Genomic DNA, 22,800 nt, shown 5'->3' with positions numbered 1-22,800 from the left:
ATGGACGCGCTGCCCCCGCCCTCCGGCCTGACGCGCACGACCTGCCCCTATTGCGGCGTCGGCTGCGGCGTGCTCGCCGCGCCGGACGGGCGCATCGCGGGCGACACGGAGCACCCCGCCAACAAGGGCCGCCTCTGCAGCAAGGGCACCGCGCTGGGCGAGACGCTGGACCTGCCGGGACGCCTGCTGCACCCGGAAGTCGGCGGCAAGCGCGCGTCCTGGGACGCCGCGCTGGACGCCGTGGCGGAAGGCTTCCGCCGCGCCCAATCCGAACTCGGCCGCGATGGCGTCGCCCTCTACGTCTCCGGCCAGCTTCTCACGGAGGACTACTACGCCGCCAACAAGCTGGCGAAGGGCTTCCTCGGCACCTCCAACATCGACAGCAACTCCCGCCTCTGCATGGCCAGCGCCGTTGCCGCCCACAAGCGCGCCTTCGGCGAGGACGTGGTGCCCGGCCTCTACGAGGACCTGGAGGAGGCCGACCTGGTCGTCCTCGTCGGCAGCAACCTCGCTTGGTGCCACCCCGTCCTGTTCCAGCGCATCGCGGCGGCGCGGGCCGTGCGGCCCTCCATGCGCCTCGTCATCGTCGATCCTCGCCGCACGCCAAGCGCGGAGGGTGCGGACCTGCACCTCGGCATCAAGCCGGGCTCCGACGTCGCCCTCTTCAACGCCCTCCTCGCCCATCTGCACGACCACGGCCTGACCGACCACGCCTATGTCTACGCCCACACCCAGGGCCTGGACGCCACCCTCACCGCCGCCCACGCCGATGCCGCCAACGCTGCGGAGCGCACGGGCCTGAACCCCGCCGACCTCGCCACCTTCCTGCGCCTGTTCGCGGAAACCCCGCGCACCGTCACCCTCTGGTCCCAGGGCATCAACCAGTCTGAGACGGGCACGGACGGCGCCAACGCCATCATCAACTGCCACCTGCTGACGGGCCGCATCGGCAAGCCCGGCGCCGGCCCCTTCTCCATCACCGGCCAGCCCAACGCCATGGGCGGGCGGGAGGTGGGCGCGCTCGGCCACGTCCTCGCGGGCCACCTCGATTGGTCCGTGCCCGGTGAGGCTGACCTGGTGCGCCAGCACTGGAACGCCCCCAACCTCGCCACCAGCCCCGGGCTGAAGGCGGTGGACCTGTTCCGCGCCCTCGGCGCTGGCAGAATCGGCGCCCTCTGGGTCATGGCCACCAACCCTGCCGTCTCCCTGCCGGAAGCCGAAGTCGCGCGGGACGCCATGCGCCGCGCCCCCTTCCTCGTCGTCTCCGAGGTCATGCGGGACACAGACACCGCCGCCTTCGCCCATGTCCGCCTGCCCGCGCTGGGCTGGGCGGAGAAGGACGGCACCGTCACCAATTCGGAGCGCGTCATCTCCCGCCAGCGCGCCTTCCTGCCACCGCCCGGAGAGGCAAGGCCGGACTGGTGGATCATCGCCGGGGTCGCCGCCCGCCTGGGCTGGGGCGCCAATTTCGCCTGGCCCGACCCCGCCGCGATCTTCCGGGAGCACGCGGCCCTCACAGGCCTCGGTAACAACGGCACCCGCGCTTTCGACATCTCCGGCCTCGCCGGTCTCTCCGACGCCGACTACGCCGCCCTGCCCCCCACCCGCTGGCCCGTGCCCGCCGAGGGCGCCACCACGCCCCGCTTCTTCGCCGACGGCGCCTTTCCCGCCGGCCGCGCCCGCTTCGTCCCCGTCGCTCACAAGCCGCGCCCGGAGGGGGATGGCCACCTCACCCTCCTCACCGGCCGGCTGCGCGACCAGTGGCACACCATGACCCGCACGGGGGGCGTGCCCCGGCTGATGGCCCACAAGCCGGAACCGGAGTTGGTGGTTCACCCCGCCGACGCGGCGGACCTGCCCGACGGCAGCCTCGCCCGCATCGCCAGCCACGCGGGCGCCTCCGCCGTCCTCCGCCTGCGCCACGACACGGGCCAGCGCCGCGGCACCGCCTTCGCGCCCATGCACTGGACGGCCGAGCGCGCCCCCGCCGCCCGCATCAACGGCACCATCCCGCCCGCCGTCGATCCCGTCTCCGCCCAGCCCGCATTGAAATCCGCCCGCGTCGCGCTCTCCGCCTTCACCCCGGCCTGGCACGGCTTCCTCATCGCCCGCCGCAGCCTCGGCCCGAGAGTTGCGGACTGGGTGGCGCTGGCCCTCGCCGGCCCCGGCGTGTTCCGGCACGAACTCGCAGGCGCCGAACCTCCGGAAGAGGCCTTCACCCGCCTCGCCGCCCTGCTGGAGGAGCCGGGCACCGAATGGGTCCGGCTGGACGACCCCGCCGCCGGGCTGCACCGCGGCGCCCTGATGCGGCAGGGCCGTCCCGAGGCCGTCCTCTTCATCGGCCCTGACCACCGCCTGCCCCCGCGCGACTGGCTGGCCGGCCTGTTGGCCGGGGAAGGCGTGGCGGGCGCCGCCGCCCTCCTCGCCGGCCGCCCGGCGGATGGCCCGCCGCCCTCGCCCACGCTCTGCGTCTGCAACAGCGTGACGAAGGAGAGCGTGTGCCGCGCCATTCGCGCGGGCCATGGCAGCGTGGCCGCCGTGGGCGAGGTGACGCGCGCTGGCACGAGTTGCGGCTCCTGCCGCCCGGAGATCGCCGCCCTGCTGGCGGCCGAGATGGCTCCGGCCTGACCTACATCGCCAGCGCGTAGGCCGGGCGCCGCGGATCGGCCGCGCCCGCCTTCACGCCCGTGACGGGATCGTAGCGCACCGCCTCCACGCTGCCCGCCAGCCAGGTCCAGTCCGGCCAGTCCTGGATATCGTGCCCGCGCGCCCGCAGCGCATCCCGCGTGGCGCCGGGGATGCGCGCCTCCACCGCCAGGCGCCCCGGGAAATAGTCATAGGGCGCGAAGGAGGAGGGGAAGGAATAGGTCGCCACGCGCGGCGCCTCGATCGCCTCCTGCAGGTCCATGCCGAAATGCAGGTGGTTCAGCAGCACCTGCAGCATGGCCTGGATCTGCACGTCCCCGCCCGGCGTGCCGAAGGGGATCACCGCCCCCTCCCGCGTCACGCAGAGCGCGGGGTTCGGCGTCAGCCGCGGCCGCGCCCCGGGCCGCACGCCGCAGGGATGCGCCGGGTCGGGTCGGGACTGCGTGCCGCGCGGCGAGGCGACGAAACCGAGGCCGGGAATAACCGGCACGTTCCACGTCCCGTCGGAAGGCGTGGCGGAGAAGGCGTTCCCCTCCCGGTCCACCACTGCGACATAGGAGGTGTCCGGCTCGATCGCCGCAACCAGACGCTCGCTCCGCTCGTGCTTGCCCGTGCCGTCATTCAGCCGCGGGGATGGCATCCCGGGATGGGCGCGCGCCGGGTCGATCGCCGCGGCGCGCGCGGACAGGTGCGCCTCGCCCAGCAGGGCCTCCAGCGGCACCTCGCGGAAAGCGGGATCGCCGAAATGGTACTCGCGGTCGGCCATCGCCACCTTCAGGCATTCCGCCAGCAGGTGCAGGTAGTCCGGGCTGTTGTGCGCCATGCCGCTGAAGCCGGCGCGCTCCATCAGCAGCAGCGCCTCCAGCAATGCCGGGCCCTGGCACCAGGGGCCGGAGGTCGTCACCTGGTGCCCGCGCCAGTCGCGCGTGACGGCCGGCTCGATGCGGGAGCGAAAACTGGCCAGATCCTCGGCGGAGAGATACCCGCCTTCCGCCTTCATGAAGGCAACGACCTGCCGCGCGATGTCGCCGCGGTAGAAGGCGTCATGCGCCGCCCGCAGCCCGGCCTCCCGCCCGCCCTTCCCGGCGGCACGCCGGTCCTCATCTGCCATGAAGCGGATGGTCGCGGCCAAGTCCTTCTGGATGAACAGCTCCCCCACCGCGTGCGGCTTCCCGCCGGGCAGGAAGATCGCCGCGTTGGTCGGGAACCCCGCATAGTCCTTCGCGTGAAGGGCGATGCTCTCCGCGAACATCGGATAGACGGGAAAGCCCTCCTCCGCGAAGCGGATGGCGGCCCCGGCCACATCGGCGAAGCCCATGGTGCCGTGCCGCTCCAGCGCGGTGATCCAGGCATCGGGCGCGGCGGGCACCACGGTCCGCAGCACGCCGCGCGGCATCTTGCCGCCGTGCTCGCGCATGAAGATGTCGGGCGGCAGGGACATGGGCCAGTGCCCCAGCCCCGCGATGCTCTCCACCCGCCCATCGGCGCGGCGGATCAGGATGGGCGCGACGCCGCCGAAGTTCACGATGTCCGGCTGCACCACGCCGAGCACGAGGCCGGCCGCCACGCCGGCGTCGATCGCGTTGCCGCCCGCCTCCAGGATGGCGAGACCCGCCGCGCTGGCAAGGTAGTGCCCGGCGCTGATCGCGTGGCGCGGGCCGGAAACGAGGGGACGTGTCGTCGTCGCGCCGGAGGCGCGCGGGCTTGATGTCATGGCGCGGGCCTCGCCTGCTGGGCCAGCAACTGCTCGTCCATGCGCGGCTCGTAGAGCACGCCCTTCCGCGCGGCGACGAGGGTCACCTGGTTGTACATCGGGATGATCGGCACGCGGTCGATGGCGGCGCGCATCACGGCGCGCAGCGCCTCCTCCCGCCCGGGATCGCTGCGGGTGATCGCGGCCTGGACCGCCGCGTCCATCTCCGGCTCCGAGAAGCTGCCGCGATTGCCCTGGCCATAGGCCTGCCCGACGTTCCGCGTGTGCACGGCGGTGGAGAGGATGTAGCTGGCATCGCGCGAGGAGGAGAGCGAGAGGCCGTAGAGGATCACGGGAAACTCGTTCTTCCCCTCCACCGTACGCGGGAAGAAGACGCTGCCCGGCATCGTCTCCACCTTCGTCTGGAACCCGGCTCGGGTGAACATCTGCCCCACGGCCTGGCAGACCCGCGCATCGTTGACGAAGCGGTTGTTGGAGCAGCCGATGGAGAGCCCGAAGCCGCGGGGATAGCCCGCCTCCGCCAGCAGCCTGCGCGCCCCCTCCGGATCGGGGCGGGGCACGGGGTAGGAGGGGTCGTAGGCGCCGAACTGCTGCGGCACCATCTGCCCGGTGGGCACCGCCTGCCCGTCCAGCGCGCGGGAGGCCAGCGCCGCCCGGTCCAGCGCCATGGAAAGGGCGCGGCGCACCCGCACGTCGCGCAGCGGGTTGCGATCCAGCGGCTTGCCGTCCGCGTCCACCAGCAGCCCCAGCCGCTCCGCCCCCACATTCGGGATCAGGTACATGATGCGGTCGGAGTTGCGGCGGAACAGCGTCACGCGCGGCTCCCGCTCCAACCGCGCCACGTCGCCGGGCGGCACGCTCTCGATCAGGTCCACGTCGCCCGCCACCAGCGCCGCCAGGCGGGAGGCGTCGTTGCCGATGACGCGGATCTCGGCTTTCTCGTAGGCTGGCGCGGGCCCCCAATAGGTCGGGTTGCGCGCCAGCGACATGCCCTCGGAGCCGTGCATCGCAGCCAGCCGGTAGGGCCCTGTACCGATCGCCGCGCGGCCACTGTTGAACTCCGCCGTGCTGGCACCGGCCGCCGTGCCGTCCCCGCGCGCGGCGTTGCGGGAGACGACGAAGATGTTCGTCAGCTGCCCCATCAGCGTCGGGTTCGGCCGGTCCGTGCGGATCCGCAGCGTCAGCGCGTTCACCACCTCCACGCCCTCGATGGTCCGCAGGTTGGAGGTGTAGGGCCCCGGATTGTTCGGCACCGCCGGCACGCGGGCGATGGAGAAGGCGATGTCCTCCGCCGTCAGCGGGCTGCCATCCTGGAAGGTGACGCCCGGCCGCACGTGCAGCAGCCAGGTCCTGTCATCCGGCGCCTCCCAGGACTGGACGATGCCCGGGATGAAGCGGCTCTCGGAATCCCGGTTGATGATGCTGTCGTAGATCTGGCGCGCCGCCGCCATGTTGGGGCCGACGAAGAGGAAGTGCGGGTCAATCCCGAAGGGGCTCTCCACCGCGATGGTGATCGTGCCCGGAGGCGATTCCGCCCGCACCAGGCCCGGCACCTGCAGGGCCAGACCGAGGAGCAGACAGCCCCAGAACAGAGCTCGCGCCATCCCGCCCGTTCCCCCGCGTCGCGGGCGGGAAGGCTAGGCCCTTCCCGCCCGCCCCGCCAGCCTCAGTACCCAGCCTCAGCCCAGAACGAGCAAGGCCACCATCGCCGCCACGCTCCCCGCACCGGCCACCCGGGCCGCCGCGCGGAAGCCCGGCCGCCCCGCCGCCCCCACGGCCAGCCCCAGCGCGTGCAGCGCCGCCGTGGCCAGCAGGAACCCGGCCGCGTAACCCGCGGCCCCGGCGCCCGGCGCCATCTCCGCCCCGTGGGCATGGCCGTGGAACAGCCCGAACAGCGCCGCCAGCCCCAGCGCGACGGCAAGCGGCGGCCGCACCGCCAGCGCCACCAGCGCGCCGAGCACGATGACGGAGCCGGCGATCCCCGCCTCCACCATCGGCAACCCGATCCCGGCCATGCCGAGCGCGCCGCCCGCCGTCATCGCCGCCAGGAAGGCCAGAGGCAGCGCCCAGGTGGCGCGCCCGCCGATCAGCCCCGCCCAGAGCCCGACCGCCACCATCGCCATCAGGTGGTCCGCCCCGCCCAGCGGGTGCGCGAAGCCGGCGGTGAAGCCCGCCACATGGCCCAGCCCCGTATGGGCCAGGGCAGGCAGCGGCAGCAGGGCGAGAGCAACAGGCAGAAGGCGGCGCATCACGCGGCACTCCGGGGCTGGACGGGGGGCAGGGTGCGGCGATCGATGCCGCCGGATTGCAGGATGAACTCGGCGATCTCGGCGACGCCGAGGTTCTCCTTCAGGTTGGTGAAGAGAAAGGGGCGTTGCCCCCGCATCTTCTTTGAGTCCCGGTCCATCACGCCAAGGTCGGCGCCCACCAGGGGCGCGAGGTCGATCTTGTTGATCACCAGCAGGTCCGAGCGCGTGATGCCCGGCCCGCCCTTGCGCGGGATCTTGTCCCCCGCAGAGACGTCGATGACGTAGATCGTCAGGTCCGCCAGCTCCGGGGAGAAGGTGGCGGCCAGGTTGTCGCCCCCGCTCTCGATAAACAGGATCTCCAGCCCCGGGAAGCGCTCGTTCATGTCCTGCACGGCGGCGAGGTTGATGGAGGCGTCCTCGCGGATCGCCGTGTGCGGGCAGCCGCCCGTCTCTACCCCTGTGATCCGCTCCGGCACCAGCGCGCCGCTGCGGGTCAGGAACTCGGCATCCTCGCGCGTGTAGATGTCGTTGGTGATCACCGCGATGTCGTGCGTGTCGCGGAGGTATTTGCACAGCCGGTCGGTCAGTGCCGTCTTGCCGGAACCGACGGGTCCGCCGATGCCGACGCGGAAGGGTCCGTTGCCGGACGCGGCACGAACTGCATTGCTCATGATCTGAAGAGCCTCGTGTACTGCGTCTCGTGGCGCATGGAGAAAAGGTCGAGCATCGGCGCGGAGGTGCCGATCTCATCAAGGTCAGCGGCCAATGCCGCCTCCGTTGCCGCCTGCACCGCGGGCATGAGCGTGGCGGTGGCCACCTGCCCATCCGTCTGCCCCAGCGGCACCAGCCTGACGCCCGCGGAAACCAGATTGGCCGCGAAGGCGCCCAACCAGCTGAACAGCGCGGAACGCAGGGGGATGCCATTCCAGGCCGCCGCCGCCCCGAAGGCCACGGGATGCACCAGCCGCCGGGGATGGCGTGCGACCAGCGCGGCGAAGCGCGGCTCCGGCCAGGCCGCGGCGGTGACGGAGGCGAAGGCCGCGCCCTGCGCGCCGCTCTCCAACGCCGTCTCCGCCGTGCCGCGCCAGGCGGAGGCCAGCTCCGCCACTTCGTCCAGCGCGGCCTCGTCATCCGCCTCGGCCGCGCGCCATGCGGCGGCCAGAAGCGGCCCGTCCACCGCCCCCGCCCCGCGCCCCAGCGCCGCCTGCACATAGGCGACCAGCCCGGCCCGATCCTTCACCGCCCCTTCCTCCACCGCTGCCTCCAGCCCATGGCTGTAGGTGTAGGCGCCGACCGGATAGGCAGGCGATGTCCAGGCCAGAAGGCGGTAGAGGGCGGCGTCGCCCTCAGTGGTGATGGTGGCCATGCCCGTGATCGTGGCCGTGCTCATGGGAATGATCGTGATCATGCCCATGGTCGTGGTGATGGTGCCCGTGCTGCGGCCCGTGGTGGTGCCCGGTCTGCCGGTTGTGCTCGCCATAGGCGCCGCCTTCCGGATTGAACGGCGCCTGCACCGTCCGAAGCGTGGCGCCCAGCCCGCGCAGCATGGCGGTGATCACGTGGTCGTCCCGGATCAGGATGCGGTCCGCCCCGATCTCCGCCGGCAGGTGCCGGTTGCCGAGGTGCCAGGCCAGCCGCGCGAAATGCGCCCGGTCCCCCGCCGTGATCTCCACCAGCGGCTCCGGCGCCGCGCGCACGGCCACCGCGCCGCCACCCTCCAGCGCCAGCCCGTCGCCGTCGTACAGCACCACCGCCTCCGGCAAGTCGAGCAGGAAGGCGAAGCCACCCTCCCCCGTGTAGCGCCGCCGCCGCCGGTGCCGGTCGTCGAAGTCCAGCGTGATCGTGTCGCGCGCCTCGGCGGCGTTCCATTCCCCGGCGGGCAGGACCTTCGTGGCGCGGGGCAGGCTGTCTTCGGTCATCGCGGCTCTCAGAACAGGAAATAGCGCTGCGCCATCGGCAGCACCTTCGCGGGCTCGCAGACCAGCAATTCGCCGTCCGCGCGCACCTCATAGGTCTCGGCATCCACCTCGATGCGCGGGCAGAGGTCGTTCAGCACCATGTCGCGCTTGGAGATCCCCCCGCGCGTGTTCCGCACGGCCACCAGGGGCCGCTCCAGCCGCAACCGCTCCCCGATCCCCGCCTCCATCGCAGCCTGAGACGTGAACGTCACCCCCACCGCCGGCAGGGCCCGCCCAAAGGCGCCGAACATCGGCCGGTAATGCACGGGCTGCGGCGTGGGGATGGAGGCATTGGGGTCGCCCATCGGCGCCATGGCGATGGTGCCGCATTTCAGCACCATCTCCGGCTTCACGCCGAAGAAGGCCGGGCTCCACATCACCAGATCCGCCAGCTTCCCCACCTCCACGCTGCCGACATGATCGGCGATGCCCTGGGAGATGGCGGGGTTGATCGTGTACTTCGCGATGTAGCGCCGCGCGCGCAGGTTGTCGTTGTCGCCCACCTCGCCCGGCAGGCGCCCGCGCTGTTGCTTCATCTTGTGCGCGGTCTGCCAGGTACGGATGATCACCTCGCCCACCCGCCCCATCGCCTGGCTGTCGGACGACATCATGGAGATGGCGCCGAGGTCGTGCAGGATGTCCTCCGCCGCGATGGTCTCGCGCCGGATGCGGCTCTCGGCGAAGGCCACGTCCTCAGGAATGCGCGGATCGAGGTGATGGCACACCATGAGCATGTCCAGATGCTCGTCCAGCGTGTTCACCGTATAGGGCATGGTGGGGTTGGTGGAGGAAGGCAGCACGTTCGCCTCCCCCACCAGCCGCAGGATGTCCGGCGCGTGGCCGCCGCCCGCGCCCTCCGTGTGGAAGGCCTGGATGGTGCGGCCACCAATCGCCTTGATGGTGCTCTCGACGAAGCCGCTCTCGTTCAGCGTGTCCGTATGGATGGCCACCTGCACGTCCAGCGCGTCCGCCACCGCCAGGCAGGTGTCGATCGCCTTCGGCGTCGTGCCCCAGTCCTCGTGCAGCTTCATCCCCGCCGCGCCGGCCAGGATCTGCTCCTCCAGCCCCTTCGGCAGGGCGGCGTTGCCCTTGCCGAGAAAGCCCAGGTTCATCGGGAACCCTTCCGCCGCCTGCAGCATGCGCGCCAGATGGAAGGCGCCCGGCGTCGCCGTCGTCGCCAGCGTCCCGTGCGCCGGCCCGGTGCCACCGCCGAACATCGTCGTCACGCCGGAGGCCAGGGCCTCCTCGATCTGCTGCGGGCAGATGAAGTGGATGTGCACATCGATCCCGCCGGAGGTCAGGATCCGCCCCTCGCAGGCGATGATCTCCGTCGTCGGGCCGATGATGATGTCCACGCCCGGCTGGGTGTCGGGGTTCCCCGCCTTGCCGATGGCCGCGATCCGCCCGTCCCGCAGCCCCACATCCGCCTTGTAGATGCCGGTATGGTCGAGGATCAGCGCGTTGGTGATCACGGTGTCCATGGCGCCCTCGTCGCGCCCCAGCTGGGATTGCCCCATCCCGTCGCGGATCACCTTGCCGCCGCCGAACTTCACCTCCTCGCCATAGGTGGTAAGGTCGCGCTCCACCTCGATGATAAGATCGGTATCGGCCAGCCGCACGCGGTCGCCCGTGGTCGGCCCGTACATGCCGGCATAGGCCGAGCGGGATATCCTCGCGGGCATCGGCTACAGCTTCCCTTCCACGTCGCCGCGGAACCCATGCACGATTCGCGCCCCGGCGAAGGGGATCAGCCGCACCACCCGCGTCTGCCCGGGCTCAAACCGCACCGCGGTGCCCGCCGCGATGTCCAGCCGCATCCCGCGCGCCGCCGCGCGGTCGAAGGCCAGCTCCGGGTTCGTCTCGGCGAAGTGGTAGTGGCTGCCCACCTGCACGGGGCGGTCGCCCGTATTGGCCACCTCCATCTCGATGGCAGGGCGCCCCGCGTTCAGCTCGATCTCGCCCTCGGCCGGGAAAACCTCTCCAGGGATCATCGCGCGTCACTCCTGGGCATGTGATTCACGCTTCGATCCTCGCTTCGCGGCGGCCTGCGCGATCGCATGCTAGCGGATCGGCTGATGGACGGTGACGAGCTTCGTCCCATCCGGGAAGGTCGCCTCCACCTGGATCTCGTGGATCATCTCGGCCACGCCCTCCATCACCTGGTCCCGCGTGATCACCGTGGCGCCATCGCGCATCAGCTCCGCCACGCTGCGCCCGTCCCGCGCGCCCTCCACCACGAAATCCGTCACCAGCGCCACCGCCTCCGGGTGGTTCAGCCGCACGCCCCGTTCCAGCCGCCGCCGCGCCACGTTGGCGGCCATGGCGATCAGCAGCTTGTCCTTCTCGCGCGGGGTCAGGTGCATGGGCGGGCTCCGAAGGGATGGCGAAGTATGGCGGCGGGTGGCTCAGGTGGTCCAGAGCCGCGGCAGCACCGGCGGCAGCCCGAACAGCGCCGCGCGCAGGGCGGGAATGGCGGAAGCCAGCGCCGCCCGCACCGGCATGGCCGGGCCCAGCCAGCGCATCAGCACCACCCCCTCGCGCGGGATCGTGGCGGCACCGAGCGGCCCGGCCAGATCGCGCATCACCGGCAAATGCGATGCCGCATCCGCCCCCGCGTAGAGCAGCGTGGCGAAGCCCCCCGCCCCCGCGAAGCCGAAGCGGTCCTCCAGCGCCTCCTCCGGCGCCTCGATCCGCAGCGCATCGGCCCAGCGCAGCCGCCCATCCATCCGCAGGCGCCAGGAATCGTGCAGGAACCCCTCGCGGAACCGCTCCCCCCGCGCCGCGCGGCCGAAGACCAGCATCTCCGTCGCCAGCAGCCGCGCGCCGGGGGCCAGGTCCACTTCCAGCCGGCGCCGCAGCCGCGCGCGGTCGAACAGGATCGTCTCCTGCGGCAACCATTCCAGCACGGCGCCCGGCCCGACATGCAGCGCCGTCCCGACCCGCGTCTCCGGCCCGAGGGAGCGGTACAGCTTCTCCGCCGCCGGCGTGCAAAGGGTGGCCGTGGCCCCCTCCTCCACCCGCGCCTGCACGCGCACCACGTCGCCGCCGGCGAGCCCGCCCGCCGTGTTCACCAGCGCGCCCATGATTGCCGTGCCCGGCTCCGCATCCGGGAACAACACGCGCATCGGCGAGGACTGGTAGAGGTGGCGCAGCGCCGTGCGCCCGCCGGATAGGCCGAAGACGATCTCGGCGCCGCCATCCGCCCTCTGGTGTTGCGGGGAACCTGCCGTCACGCCGCCTTCTGCAACGCCGCCATCACGTGCTCGTCTCCCCACTCCTTCAGCGCCCGGATCACCGGTGCCAGACTCCGCCCGCGCTCGGAAAGGCTGTACTCCACGCGGGGCGGCACCTCCGCATAGACGCGGCGCGTGATCAACCCATCTGCTTCCAGCTCCCGCAACTGGTTCGTCAGCATCCGCTGCGTCACGCTCGGCAGGCGGCGGCGGATCTCATTGAACCGCATCGTCCCCTCTCCGAGGTGATGCAGGATCACCCCCTTCCACTTGCCGTCGATCAGGGCGAGCGTCGCCTCCACCGCGCAGCCGGGGCTGCAATCCAGGGAGGCGTGGCGGGTCCGGGCCATCACGGTATCCTTTTCGACACTATGGGCGGTTCATGTGCGTTCTTGCGGCGGCACATGGTATCGCGCATCTCCGGGTCAACATTGCCCCGGAGAAGCACCATGCGTGCCATCGGCTACCAGGCCTCCCTGCCCATCGAGCGCGAGGATTCCCTCCTCGACATCGACCTCCCCGCCCCCGAGCCGCGCGGCCGCGACCTGCTGGTGGAGGTCCGCGCCGTCTCGGTGAACCCCGTGGACACGAAGGTACGGATGCGCGCCGCCGCCGAGCCCGGCGGCTACAAGGTGCTGGGCTGGGACGCCGCCGGCATCGTGAAGGCGGTCGGCCCCGGCGCCACCCGCTTCCGCCCCGGCGATGCCGTGTTCTACGCCGGCGACATCACCCGCCCCGGCACGAATGCCGAGCTGCACCTGGTGGATGAGCGGATCGTCGGCACCAAGCCCGCCTCCCTCGGCTTCGCGGAAGCCGCCGCCATGCCGCTGACCGCCATCACCGCCTGGGAAGCCCTGTTCGACCGGCTTCAGGTAAAGGCCCACACCGTTCCCGGCGCCGCGCGCGCCCTGCTGATCGTCGGCGGCGCGGGCGGCGTCGGCTCCATCGCCATCCAGCTCGCCCGCAAGCTGACGGACCTCACCGTCATCGCCACCGCCTCCCGCCCGGAGACGCGGGACTGGGCGCTGGAGCTCGGCGCGCACCACGTGGTCGACCACTCCAAGCCCCTGGCCGCGGAGGTCGCCGCCCTCGGCCTCGGCGCCCCCGGTTTCGTCTTCTCCACCACCCAGACCGACAAGCACTTGGCCGAGATCGCCGAGCTGATCGCCCCCCAGGGCCGCTTCGCCCTCATCGACGACCCGGCGACGCTGGACGTGAGCGTTCTGAAGCGGAAGAGCATCTCCCTGCACTGGGAGCTGATGTACACCCGCTCCATGTTCGGCACCCCCGACATGGGCGAGCAGGGCGCGCTGCTGGACGAGGTCTCCCGCCTGGTGGATGCCGGAACCCTTCGCACCACCCTCACGGAAACCTTCGGCACCATCAACGCCGCTAACCTCCGCCGCGCCCACGCGCTGATCGAGAGCGGCACCGCCCGCGGCAAGGTGGTGCTGGAAGGCTTCGGCGCCTGATCGGCAACGCCGCCTCCCCCGGCGGCGTTCCCCCCTCCGTCAGCCCGCGGAGGAGTCCCGATGTCCCAATCATCCGGAAAGTCCGGCGTCAGCGTTCCCGCCGCCGAGGGAATGCCGGCGCCCGGCGACGAGACCACCCCGGACGCCACCCAGACCGCGGAGAACACCTGCCCGGAATGCGGCGGCACCGGCACCCTCCAGGGCAAGCCCTGCCCGGGCTGCGAGGGCACGGGCACCGTCACCGTCACGGTCGGCGACGCCTGATCCCCTCCGGCGGGTGACGCCACCCGCCCGCCGCGCCATCATGGACACTGCACCGGCCCGGAACGAGGCCGGCAAGGAGAACGTCCATGCCCACCCGACGCCAACTCGGCGCCCTGGCGCTGTCCGGTGCCGTCCTGGCCCGCCCTGCCCTGGCCGCCTTCCCGGACCGGCCGATCACCGTCATCGTCCCCTTCGCCCCCGGCGGCGCGAACGATCTCGCCGGGCGCCTGCTCGCGGACCGCATCGGCCCCATCCTCTCGCCCGAGGGCCGCGCCCTGGTCGAGAACCGCCCCGGCGGCGGCAGCGCCATCGGCGCCGAGTTCGTCCGCCGATCCCGGCCGGACGGCTACACCCTTCTCGTCGGCTCCGCCTCCACCCTCGCCGTCGCCCCCGCCTCCGGCGCCAGCGCGGCGCGCTACCATCCCACGCAGGACTTCACGCCGATCACGATCGTCGGCACCAGCCCGCTCGGCGTGGTGGTGCCCACCAACTCCGGCATCACCACGGTCAAGCAACTGGTGGACAGGCTGCGGGCGGAGCCTGGGCGCGTGGGCTATGCCAGCTCCGGCGTCGGCGGCGTCTCGCATCTCGGCGCGGACTACCTGGCCGTCCTGGCCGGCACCACCGCGCAGCACGTCCCCTACCGCGGCGGCTCCCAGACCGCGGAATCCCTCATCAAGGGCGAGACCCTCTACGCCGTGGACCAGCTCGGCTCCGTCGTCGGCCAGGTGCGGGACGGCGCCCTGCGCCTGCTGGCCGTCACCACCCGCACGCGTGACACGAACTTCCCGGACGTGCCCACGGTGGCAGAGGCCGTGCTGCCCGACTACGAGCTGACCACCTGGACCGTGATGGCCGGCCCCAAGGACCTGCCGGACGAGGTGGCCGCGGCCCTCAGCAAGGCCGCCAACACCGCCCTCGCCGAGCCCCGCGTGCGCGAGCGGCTGGAGAGCACGGGCACCACCCCGGTGCTGGACAGCACCCCGGCCTCCACCCGCGCCTTCCTAGACCGCGAGTTCGCGCTCTACAAGAACATCGTCCAGCGGATCGGGCTGAAGCTCGAATAGCCCCCGCCCTTGCGGCGGCGCGCCCCATCGGCAGGATGGGCGCACCGCCGCCGGAGGGGATCGTATGACCGACTGGGCCACCGAGACGGGGCGCTTCGCGCTCGGCGACCTGCCCGTGCTGAAGGGCGGCACCATCCGTGGCGCCACCCTGAACTGGAAGACCCACGGCACGCTCTCCCCCGCGCGGGACAACGCGGTCCTCTACCCGACCAGCTATGGCGCCACCGCGGCGGAGCTGGAATGGCTGATCGGCCCCGACGGCGTGCTGGACCCCGGGCGCTGGTTCGTCGTGCAGATCGACATGTTCGGCAACGGCGTCTCCTCCTCCCCCCAGGACACGCCGGACTACCCCCTCCTCGTCACCGCCTACGACAACGTCCACGCCCAGCGCCGCCTTTTGCGCGAGGTGCTGGGGATTGATCGCCTGCGAGCCGTCTATGGCTGGTCCATGGGCGCGCAGCAGGCCTACCACTGGGCCGCCCTCTTCCCCGAGGCGGTGGAGGCGGTGTTCATCAACTGCGGCAGCGCCCGCACCGCCGTGCACAACCAGGTCTTCACCCGCGCCCAGATGGCGATCCTGGAGGCCGCGCCGGAGTATGACGGCTGCGCCCTCTTCTCCGCCCAGCCGAAGGCCGCCCTGCGCGCCTTCGGCCGCAACTACGCGGGCTACGCGATGAGCCAGGATTTCTACCGCGCCGGCCTTCACCTCTCCCCCGCCGCGCCGGATCTGGAGACCTACCTGAAGGGCTGGGAAACCCGTTACGATCACAAGCACGCCGCCAACCTGCTGGCGCAGATGCGCTGCTGGAACGCCGGCGACATCAGCGACAACCCCACCTACAACGGCGACCTGCAAGCCGCCCTTCAGGCGGTCCAGGCCCGCGTCCTGCTCATCCCCGGCGCCACCGACCTCTACTTCCGCGTGGCCGACAACGAGGCGGAGCTGCCCCACCTGCGCCATGCCGAGCTGCGCCCCATCCCCAGCATCTGGGGCCACCGCGCCGGCAACCCCCAGGGTAACGCGGAGGACACCGCCTTCCTGCGCCGCTGCGTGGACGAATGGCTGGGGTAGAGTAGGCCGGGAACGCCACCACCAAAGCAACGAGAGCAGCGGAGAAGCGCCGTGCGGCTGAAGGACTGCCACAACTTCCACGATTTCCGGCGCATGGCGCGGGCGCGCCTGCCCGCGCCGATCTTCAACTACATCGACGGCGCGGCGGATGACGAGGTCACCTACCGCCGGAACACGGCCGCCTTCGAGGAGTGCGACCTCGTGCCGAGCGTGCTGCGCGGCGTGTCCGAGGTGGACCTCTCCGTGACGGTGCTCGGTCAGCGGCTCGCCCTGCCCTTCTACTGTTCCCCCACCGCCCTGCAGCGCCTGTTCCACCATGAGGGGGAGCGCGCGGTGGCCGCCGCTGCCGCGCGCTTCGGCACCATGTTCGGCGTCTCCTCCCTCGGCACGACGAGCCTGGAGGAGGCGCGGCGGATCGGGGGCGATGCGCCGCAGGTCTATCAGTTCTACTTCCACAAGGATCGCGGCCTGAACCGCGAGATGATGGCGCGGGCCAAGGCGGCGGGCGTGCAGGTGATGATGCTGACCGTGGACAGCATCACCGGCGGCAACCGGGAGCGCGACAAGCGGACGGGCTTCACCATCCCCTTCCGCCTGAACGCGGCGGGGGCCGCGGGATTCGCCCTGCGGCCCCGCTGGGGGCTGGACTACCTTCGCGCCGGGGCGTTCCGCCTGCCGCAGCTGGAGACCCATGTGGACATGGGCCGGGGCGCCATGTCGATCAGCCACTACTTCACGGAGATGCTCGACCCCGCGATGAACTGGGACGACGTGGCCGCCATGGTCGCGGAGTGGGGCGGCCCGTTCTGCCTCAAGGGCGTGATGACCGGGGCCGATGCCAAGCGGGCGGCGGAGATCGGCTGCGCCGGGGTGGTGGTCTCCAACCACGGCGGCCGGCAGCTGGACGGCTCCCGGGCCGGCTTCGACGGGCTGGCCGAGGTGCTGGACGCGGCGGGTGATCGTCTGGACGTGCTGATGGATGGGGGCGTGCAGCGGGGCACCCACGTGCTGAAGGCCCTGGCCATGGGCGCCAAGGCCGTGGGGATGGGCCGGGCCTATCTGTTCCCCCTGGCTGCCGCCGGGCAGGCGGGGGTGGAGCAGGCGCTGGAGCTGATGCGGCACGAGGTGGTGCGCGGCATGCGCCTGATGGGCTGCGCATCCATCGGCGAGCTGGGGCGGGAAGGGCTGCGCTGGAGGACGGGAGGACACCTGGCCGACCCCACGGCCCCGGGCATCCCTACGGACCGGACGGCGCCGTGAACCCGCCGACGAGGAAGTCCGTCAGCCGCCGCACCACCTCCTCCGTGTCCTCCGTGCTGTACCGCCCCTGCGACACCTCCGCGAGGCGGTCGAAGCCCGAGAGCATGTAGAGGTAGGTGCCCACCGCGAACATCATGCGCCAGTGCGCGTCCGCCGCATCGATCCCCGGCGCCGCGCGCTCCAGCGCCGCGATGTAGTTGCGGGTGGAGGCATCATAGACCTCCCGCCGCAGCCGCAGCGCCAGCTCGTCCGGCTCATGGTGCAGCCGGGCCTGCATCCGCACGAAGGCCACCGCATCCGAACCCTGCCCCCGCAGCTTGAACTGCGGGGTGAGATAGGCGGTGATCAGTTCCCGCACCGTCGGCGGCTCCGGCCGGGCCAGCAGCGCGTCCAGCAAGGCCTGCCGCTCGTTCGAGACCTCCAGGCCGCGCCGCTTGAACAGCGTCTCGAACAGACCCTGCTTGCTGCCGAAGTAGTAGATGATCAGCGCCTGCGTCACATCCGCCCGCTCCGCGATCTCGCGCAGGGATGCAGCGACGTAGCCGTGATCGGCGAACACCTGCTCGGCCACGGCCAGGATGTTGTCCGGGGTGGAAACGCCCTCGGGATCGGCCGGGCGGCGGCCGATCCTCCGCTTCGGCGTGGCCGATGCCGGCACCCTCAGGCCGCCACGCGGGCGGGCTCGACCAGCGGCACCTCGAACACGTCGTAGCCGAAGACCCAGGCCGGATCCTCGTTCGTCCGCAGCCAGGTGTTGTCATGGCTCACCTTCTGCACGCGGGACGCCCGCTCGATCCGGTTGGCGCGGTACAGCGCGAAGGCCGTCTCGTAATCCTCCACGCCCACCTGGCTGAAGCAGCGCGCCAGCATGGCCGCGTCCTCGATCGCCATGGCCGCGCCCTGGGCCATGTGCGGCTTCATCGGGTGGCAGGCATCGCCCAGCATCACCAGCCGCCCGCGGCTCCACAGCGGCAGCGGGTCGCGCTCCAGCAGCGGCCACTTGGTGATGTCGTCGCAGGCATCGATCAGCGCCTGCACCATCGGGTGGTAGCCGGCGAAGGCCTCGCGCATCTCCTCCTGACTGCTCTGCACCCAGGCCTTGCTCATGTCCCACTCGGCCTGCGGCACGCCGGTGACGTAGTAGTACTCGTCCTGCTTCTCGGTCACGTAATAGACCATCATGTGCCGGTCCTCGGACCACCACTTCACGCACTGGTCGAACTTGAACCCGTACTTTGCCAGCCGGTCGGCGGAGAACACGGCGCGGTGCGCCACCCAGCCCGTGTAGCGCGGCGCCTCCGCCCCCAGCATGTGCTCGCGGATCACGGAGTTCACCCCGTCCGCGCCGATCACGATGTCCGCTTCCGCCACAGAACCATCCTCGAAGCGCAGCACCACGTCCCGCCCGCGATCCTCGATCCCCGTCAGGCGCTTGTCGTAGTGCAGGGAGCCGGACGGCACGGCATCCACCATCAGCTGGTGGAAATCGCCGCGATGCACGGTGAGGTAGGAGGCGCCGTAGTGCTTGCGGGCGAAGTCGCCCAGCGGGATCTGGGACAGGATCGCGGCATCCGCCCCGTTGCGGCTGTACCAGAAGTCGGGGTGCGACCCCATCGCCTCCATCGCACCCTCCAGCCCGATGCGGCGCATGATCTTCATCACGTTCGGCCCGACATGGATGCCCGCGCCCAGGCGCGAGAAGGCCGGCGCCTGTTCGTAGAGGGTGGCCTCGAAGCCCTCCTTCCGAAGCAGCAGGGCGGCGGCGATCCCGCCCAGGCCTGCCCCGACAATCGCGATGCGCGGCTTGCTCATATCCCGGTCTCCTCGCCAGCTCGGATTATTTAACTGCACGTTCAGTTAGAAGAAAGCGCTATCTTCAGTGCCCCGCCGCATTCCGCAGCCGCGCCACGGTGCCGGAGAGGTCCCCCCAGCCCGGCCGCCCCGGCGCGAAGTTCCCGCGGATGAAGCCAGCCAGCTCCGCCACCTGCCGGTCGCTCAGGCTGTCCCGGAACCCCGGCATCTCGCCATGGCCGGGGATGGCCGGGCGGATGCCGTCCAGGATGGTGCGGACCAGGTTGTCCGGCCGGTCGGAATGGACGTTGCTGTTCAGCGCCAACGCCACCTCCGGCCCTTCCTGCACCCCGCCGCCGTGGCAGGCCGCGCAGGCCCCCTGGAACAGCCGCGCGCCCTCGCTCAGCCCATGCCGGGGCGCCACCGAAGCCGCCGCCACCAGCGCCACGGGATCGACCGCGGCCGGCGCCGGGTTCAGCGAGGCAAGGTAATGCGCCATGGCCCGGATATCCGCGTCCGGCAGCGCCTGAAGCTCCGCCACGACAGGCGCCATGGACCCCGCCGCCACGCCGTGGTTCGCCGAATGCCCGGTCCGCAGATAGTCAAAGAATTCCGCCTCGCTCCACGGCACGGGCGAGCGGGAGAGCGCGTTCAGCGCCGGCGCCTCCCACCCCTCCACCACCGCGCCCGCGAAGGTCGCACTCCGCTTCTCCGCCCCCAGCGCGTTGCGCGGCGTATGGCACGCCCCGCAATGCCCGAGCGCGTTGACGAGGTAGTTCCCCCGGTTCCACTCCGCCGAGCGCGCCGGATCCGCCTGCATCACCCCCGGCCGGTGGAACAGCAGGTTCCAGCCCGCCATCAGCGGCCGGATGTTGTAGGGAAAGGCCAGCCTCGTCTCTGGCGCCGCCTGCCGCACCGGCGCCTGCGCCATTAGATAGGCGTAGAGCGCCAGCAGATCCTCATCCGTCATCCCGGAATAGGCCGTGTAGGGAAAGGCCGGATAGAGATGCCGCCCATCCCGCGCGATCCCCTGCCGCATGGCGCGCTCGAAGGCCGCGAAGGAGTAGGCGCCGATCCCCGTCTCCACATCTGGCGTGATGTTGGTCGCGTAGATCGTCCCGAAGCCCGTCTCCAGCCCCAGTCCGCCCGCATTTGCCGCCCCGCCCGGCACCGTGTGGCAGCCCGTGCAGTTCCCCACCGCCGCCAGCAGCCGCCCGCGCTCGATCTGCGCCGCCGAGAACACATCCGCCCCCGGCGGCCTCACCGGCGCCATGGCGGATGCCCAGCCCACCGCCGCGCCCGCCGCCACCAGCAAACCGCCCGCCAGCCCGCCCAGCCCCGCGAACCAGCGGCGGCGCTTCCGCTTCGCCTCCGCCTGTACCACGGGCTGCAGCCCTTCGCGGATTACCTCCGGGGTGAAGGGCACCTTCCGGAAGCGCACGCCCGTCGCGTCGAAGATCGCGTTCGCGATGGCCGCCGCACTGGGAACCGATGCGGACTCCCCCGAACCCAGCGGAGGCTGGTCCGGCCGGTCCATCATCACCACCTCGATCTCCGGCACCTCCCGGAAATCGAGGATGGGGTACCCGCCCCATTCCTGTGCGGCCACCAGCCCATTCTCGAACGGCACCCGCTCCTTCAGCGCGCGGCTGGTGGCCTGGATGACGTTGCCGTGGACCTGATGCTTCACCCCCGCCGGGTTGATCATCAGCCCGGCATCATGCCCCGTGACGATCCGCGTCGCCGTCACCACGCCCGTGCGGCGGTTCACCTCCACCTCCGCCACCCAGGCGGCCCAGGCCGCGCCGTAGCCCGGGAAGGCGCTGTGGACATAGAGCGCGTAGGCGAAGCCCTGCCCGCGCAGCACGTCGCCCTCCGCTTTCATCCGCGGCCCGGTCCGCTTCTCCCACCCCGCCCGCTCCGCCACCGCCTTTACCAGATCGACGGCGCGCGGATCGCGCAGGTAGCGCAGCCGGTACTCCACCGGATCGACGCCCGCCTCCGCCGCGCACTCGTCGATCCAGGACTCATGCGCGAAGGTGCTGGGCAGGGAGGAAACACCCCGCATCCAGGAAGCCCGCACGATCGGCGGCATGTCCTCCACCGCGATCCGCATGGAGGGATAGTCGTAGGGCGGGATCGCCGTGCGATCCCCCATCTGCAGCACCGCCGGCTCCGGCTTCACCACCCCCGTCAGCAGCAGCCCCAGCAGCGGCGCATCATTGGACGGGTAACGCGAGACGAAGTCATACGCCGCCACGCCTCCGGCGCCATCCAGCCCGCCATCCACGTCGATGAGCTGCGCCGCGCCCTTCGGCTCCCAAAGATGCTCCTGCTCCCGCGTCAGCTGCACCCGCACCGGCCGCCCCACGGCGCGGGAGAGCAGCGCCGCGTCGCCGCACACATCATCCGCGCAGTTGCGCCCGTAGCACCCCGCCGCCTCCAGCCGCGTGATCTCCACCCGCGTCTCTGGCAGCGCCATCAGCCGCGCCAGCGCCGCCCGCAGCATGTGCGGGTTCTGCGACCCCGACCAAACCCGCAGCACACCTTCCGCGAGGTCGGCCACCGCGCAGGACGGCCCGATGGAGCCGTGCATGTGATAGGGCCAGGAATAGGTCCGCGGCATCCGCTTCGCAGCACCCTCCAGCGCCGCGTCTACCTCCCCCGTGTCCTTCAGAACGCGCTTCGTGGAGGGATTCTCCCGCAGCGCCCGCTCCACATCCTCCAGCCCCGCCGGCGCGGAGAACGCCTTCCACGCCACCCGCAGGTCGCGCGCCGCCCGCGCCGCCTCCTCCTCCCGCTCCGCCACCACGCCGACGAAGTCGCCGATTGCCACCACATCCACCAGCCCGGGGATGTGCGCCACCGAATCCCGATCCACCGAGAGCAGGCTGGACCCGACGAAGGCCCCCACATCCAGCCCCGAATATGGCGGCCGCACCACGCGCCCGTGCAGCATCCCCGGCACCCGCACGTCGTGCACGAAGGTCAGCCCGCCCGTCGCCTTAACGGGGATGTCCACCCGCGGCACCGGCTTCCCGACGATCCGATAATCCTCCACCGCCTTCAGCGGCGCCGTCCCGCTCAGCGGCACCACCTCCCGCGCGCCCCGCAGCAGCTCCGCATAGGAAAGCTCCCGCCCATCCGGCGCGAGGACCACCCCGTCCCGCACGGAAAGCGCCTCCGTCCCCAACCGCGCCGCAGCCACGGCCAGCAGCGCCCGCCGCGCCTCCGCCGCCGCCTGCCGCAGCGGCACGGCGGAGATCTGGATCGTCTCGCTCGCGATGGTCGGCCCCTGGTCCGGCGCCCGCGCGGTATGCCCGAGAACCATCGTCACGGCGTCCAGAGGAACGTCCAGCTCCTCCGCCACGATCTGCGCCAGCGCCGTGCGAATGCCCGTGCCCAGGTCCACATGCCCGTTGAAGGCCGCCACGCTGCCATCGTCGAAGACGGCGACGAAGACATCCTCCTCGTCCCGCGCATTCGCCCCCGGCTCAGTCCCCGGCGTCGGCGCGCGGCGGCGAGTGATGGCCAGCACCCCTTCCTGCTCCAGCACCTCCTGCCGGGGAAGGTCCTGCCGCGCTCGCGTCACGCCGCGCCCTCCGCCACCGCACGGCGCACCGAGGCCAGGATTTCCACATGCGTCCCGCAGCGGCACAGGTTATGCGCCAGCGCGTCCCGGATCTCCGCCTCGCTCGGATCGGGCCTGCGCGCCAGCAGCGCCACCGTCGTCATGATCATCCCGTTCAGGCAGTAGCCGCACTGCGCGCCCTGCTCCGCGATGAAGGCCGCCTGCACGGGATGCGGCGCCTCCACCGTGCCTAGCCCCTCCAGCGTCACCACCCGCCGCCCCTCGGCACGGGAGAGCGGCAGAACGCAGGACCGCACCGCCCGCCCGTCCAGCAGCACCGTGCAGGCCCCGCACTCCCCCAGCCCGCAACCGTATTTCGGCCCGTTCAGCTCCAGGTCGTTCCGCAGCACCATCAGCAGGGGCGCGTCCGGGTCCAGGTGCAGCACCACCGGCCGCCCGTTCACCTCCAGCGAGACGTCCCGGGGCGCTGCCATCACACCGCC

21 protein-coding genes are annotated in these 22,800 nt (G+C 71.8%); 6 read left to right on the top strand and 15 right to left on the bottom strand.

All coding sequences use genetic code 11. The features are described 5' to 3' along the window. The gene (locus NRP21_RS21095; protein WP_257718212.1) at positions 1–2,628 is read left to right on the top strand and encodes a nitrate reductase; all 2,628 of its coding nucleotides are present in this window, start codon (positions 1–3) and stop codon (positions 2,626–2,628) included. Position 2,629: 1 nt separating this feature from the next. Here NRP21_RS21095 and NRP21_RS21090 read toward each other — a convergent pair whose 3' ends face one another. The 11 genes from NRP21_RS21090 to NRP21_RS21040 form a co-directional block, all read right to left on the bottom strand. Continuing rightward, positions 2,630–4,360 (bottom strand): gamma-glutamyltransferase family protein, encoded by a 1,731-nt coding sequence (locus NRP21_RS21090; protein WP_257718211.1) that lies wholly within the window; start codon positions 4,358–4,360, stop codon positions 2,630–2,632. Beyond that, complete coding sequence (locus NRP21_RS21085; protein WP_257718210.1) at positions 4,357–5,964, bottom strand: ABC transporter substrate-binding protein; 1,608 nt, start codon at positions 5,962–5,964, stop codon at positions 4,357–4,359. The genes NRP21_RS21090 and NRP21_RS21085 overlap by 4 nt, the downstream gene beginning before the upstream one ends. 75 nt (positions 5,965–6,039) lie before the next feature. Then, the gene (locus NRP21_RS21080) at positions 6,040–6,609 is read right to left on the bottom strand and encodes a HupE/UreJ family protein (protein WP_257718290.1); all 570 of its coding nucleotides are present in this window, start codon (positions 6,607–6,609) and stop codon (positions 6,040–6,042) included. Then, positions 6,609–7,280 carry an urease accessory protein UreG gene (gene ureG / locus NRP21_RS21075; protein WP_257718209.1) on the bottom strand — a complete coding sequence of 224 codons (672 nt, stop codon included), beginning with the start codon at positions 7,278–7,280 and terminating at the stop codon, positions 6,609–6,611. Before ureG ends, NRP21_RS21080 begins: the two co-directional genes overlap by 1 nt. Further along, positions 7,277–7,999 carry an urease accessory protein UreF gene (locus NRP21_RS21070; RefSeq protein ID WP_257718208.1) on the bottom strand — a complete coding sequence of 241 codons (723 nt, stop codon included), beginning with the start codon at positions 7,997–7,999 and terminating at the stop codon, positions 7,277–7,279. The genes ureG and NRP21_RS21070 overlap by 4 nt, the downstream gene beginning before the upstream one ends. Next, positions 7,956–8,528, bottom strand: a complete 573-nt coding sequence (locus NRP21_RS21065; protein ID WP_257718207.1) for an urease accessory protein UreE — start codon at positions 8,526–8,528, stop codon at positions 7,956–7,958. The genes NRP21_RS21070 and NRP21_RS21065 overlap by 44 nt, the downstream gene beginning before the upstream one ends. An 8-nt stretch (positions 8,529–8,536) precedes the next feature. Continuing rightward, on the bottom strand, positions 8,537–10,249 hold the full coding sequence (ureC, locus tag NRP21_RS21060) for an urease subunit alpha (protein WP_257718206.1): 1,713 nt from the start codon (positions 10,247–10,249) through the stop codon (positions 8,537–8,539). 3 nt (positions 10,250–10,252) lie between these two features. Continuing rightward, positions 10,253–10,558 (bottom strand): urease subunit beta, encoded by a 306-nt coding sequence (locus NRP21_RS21055; protein ID WP_257718205.1) that lies wholly within the window; start codon positions 10,556–10,558, stop codon positions 10,253–10,255. A gap of 69 nt (positions 10,559–10,627) precedes the next feature. Then, entirely contained in the window at positions 10,628–10,930 is a 303-nt protein-coding gene (locus NRP21_RS21050) for an urease subunit gamma (protein ID WP_257718204.1), read from the bottom strand. A 42-nt stretch (positions 10,931–10,972) separates the two neighbouring features. Further along, complete coding sequence (locus NRP21_RS21045) at positions 10,973–11,800, bottom strand: urease accessory protein UreD (protein WP_257718203.1); 828 nt, start codon at positions 11,798–11,800, stop codon at positions 10,973–10,975. Then, positions 11,797–12,150, bottom strand: a complete 354-nt coding sequence (locus NRP21_RS21040; RefSeq protein ID WP_257718202.1) for a winged helix-turn-helix transcriptional regulator — start codon at positions 12,148–12,150, stop codon at positions 11,797–11,799. Before NRP21_RS21040 ends, NRP21_RS21045 begins: the two co-directional genes overlap by 4 nt. A 99-nt stretch (positions 12,151–12,249) precedes the next feature. Here NRP21_RS21040 and NRP21_RS21035 point away from each other — a divergent pair, with 99 nt between their 5' ends. The 5 genes from NRP21_RS21035 to NRP21_RS21015 all read left to right on the top strand — a co-directional run bounded on the left by NRP21_RS21035 (position 12,250) and on the right by NRP21_RS21015 (position 16,935). Continuing rightward, on the top strand, positions 12,250–13,272 hold the full coding sequence (locus NRP21_RS21035) for a zinc-binding alcohol dehydrogenase family protein (RefSeq protein WP_257718201.1): 1,023 nt from the start codon (positions 12,250–12,252) through the stop codon (positions 13,270–13,272). Between the two features lie 60 nt (positions 13,273–13,332). Continuing rightward, positions 13,333–13,536 (top strand): hypothetical protein, encoded by a 204-nt coding sequence (locus tag NRP21_RS21030; RefSeq protein ID WP_257718200.1) that lies wholly within the window; start codon positions 13,333–13,335, stop codon positions 13,534–13,536. A gap of 86 nt (positions 13,537–13,622) precedes the next feature. Next, positions 13,623–14,603, top strand: coding sequence for a Bug family tripartite tricarboxylate transporter substrate binding protein (locus tag NRP21_RS21025; RefSeq protein ID WP_257718199.1), 981 nt, complete (start codon positions 13,623–13,625; stop codon positions 14,601–14,603). A gap of 64 nt (positions 14,604–14,667) precedes the next feature. Beyond that, positions 14,668–15,675, top strand: coding sequence for an alpha/beta fold hydrolase (locus NRP21_RS21020; RefSeq protein WP_257718198.1), 1,008 nt, complete (start codon positions 14,668–14,670; stop codon positions 15,673–15,675). Between the two features lie 51 nt (positions 15,676–15,726). Continuing rightward, positions 15,727–16,935: an alpha-hydroxy acid oxidase gene (locus NRP21_RS21015; protein WP_257718197.1), complete on the top strand. Its 1,209-nt coding sequence runs from the start codon at positions 15,727–15,729 to the stop codon at positions 16,933–16,935. Here NRP21_RS21015 and NRP21_RS21010 read toward each other — a convergent pair. The 4 genes from NRP21_RS21010 to NRP21_RS20995 all read right to left on the bottom strand — a co-directional run bounded on the left by NRP21_RS21010 (position 16,913) and on the right by NRP21_RS20995 (position 22,791). Then, positions 16,913–17,593 (bottom strand): TetR/AcrR family transcriptional regulator, encoded by a 681-nt coding sequence (locus NRP21_RS21010; protein WP_257718196.1) that lies wholly within the window; start codon positions 17,591–17,593, stop codon positions 16,913–16,915. The two genes, NRP21_RS21015 and NRP21_RS21010, sit on opposite strands and share 23 nt — an antisense overlap. A gap of 2 nt (positions 17,594–17,595) precedes the next feature. Continuing rightward, the gene (locus NRP21_RS21005) at positions 17,596–18,747 is read right to left on the bottom strand and encodes an FAD-dependent monooxygenase (protein WP_257718195.1); all 1,152 of its coding nucleotides are present in this window, start codon (positions 18,745–18,747) and stop codon (positions 17,596–17,598) included. Between the two features lie 64 nt (positions 18,748–18,811). Continuing rightward, positions 18,812–22,318 (bottom strand): molybdopterin-dependent oxidoreductase, encoded by a 3,507-nt coding sequence (locus NRP21_RS21000; protein ID WP_257718194.1) that lies wholly within the window; start codon positions 22,316–22,318, stop codon positions 18,812–18,814. Next, positions 22,315–22,791 (bottom strand): (2Fe-2S)-binding protein, encoded by a 477-nt coding sequence (locus tag NRP21_RS20995; protein ID WP_257718193.1) that lies wholly within the window; start codon positions 22,789–22,791, stop codon positions 22,315–22,317. The genes NRP21_RS21000 and NRP21_RS20995 overlap by 4 nt, the downstream gene beginning before the upstream one ends. Between the last annotated feature and the right edge of the window lie 9 nt (positions 22,792–22,800).

The organism is Roseomonas populi, from assembly GCF_024594815.1.
Taxonomy (GTDB): domain Bacteria; phylum Pseudomonadota; class Alphaproteobacteria; order Acetobacterales; family Acetobacteraceae; genus Roseomonas; species Roseomonas populi.
This window is presented reverse-complemented; position numbering and strand designations above follow the sequence as displayed.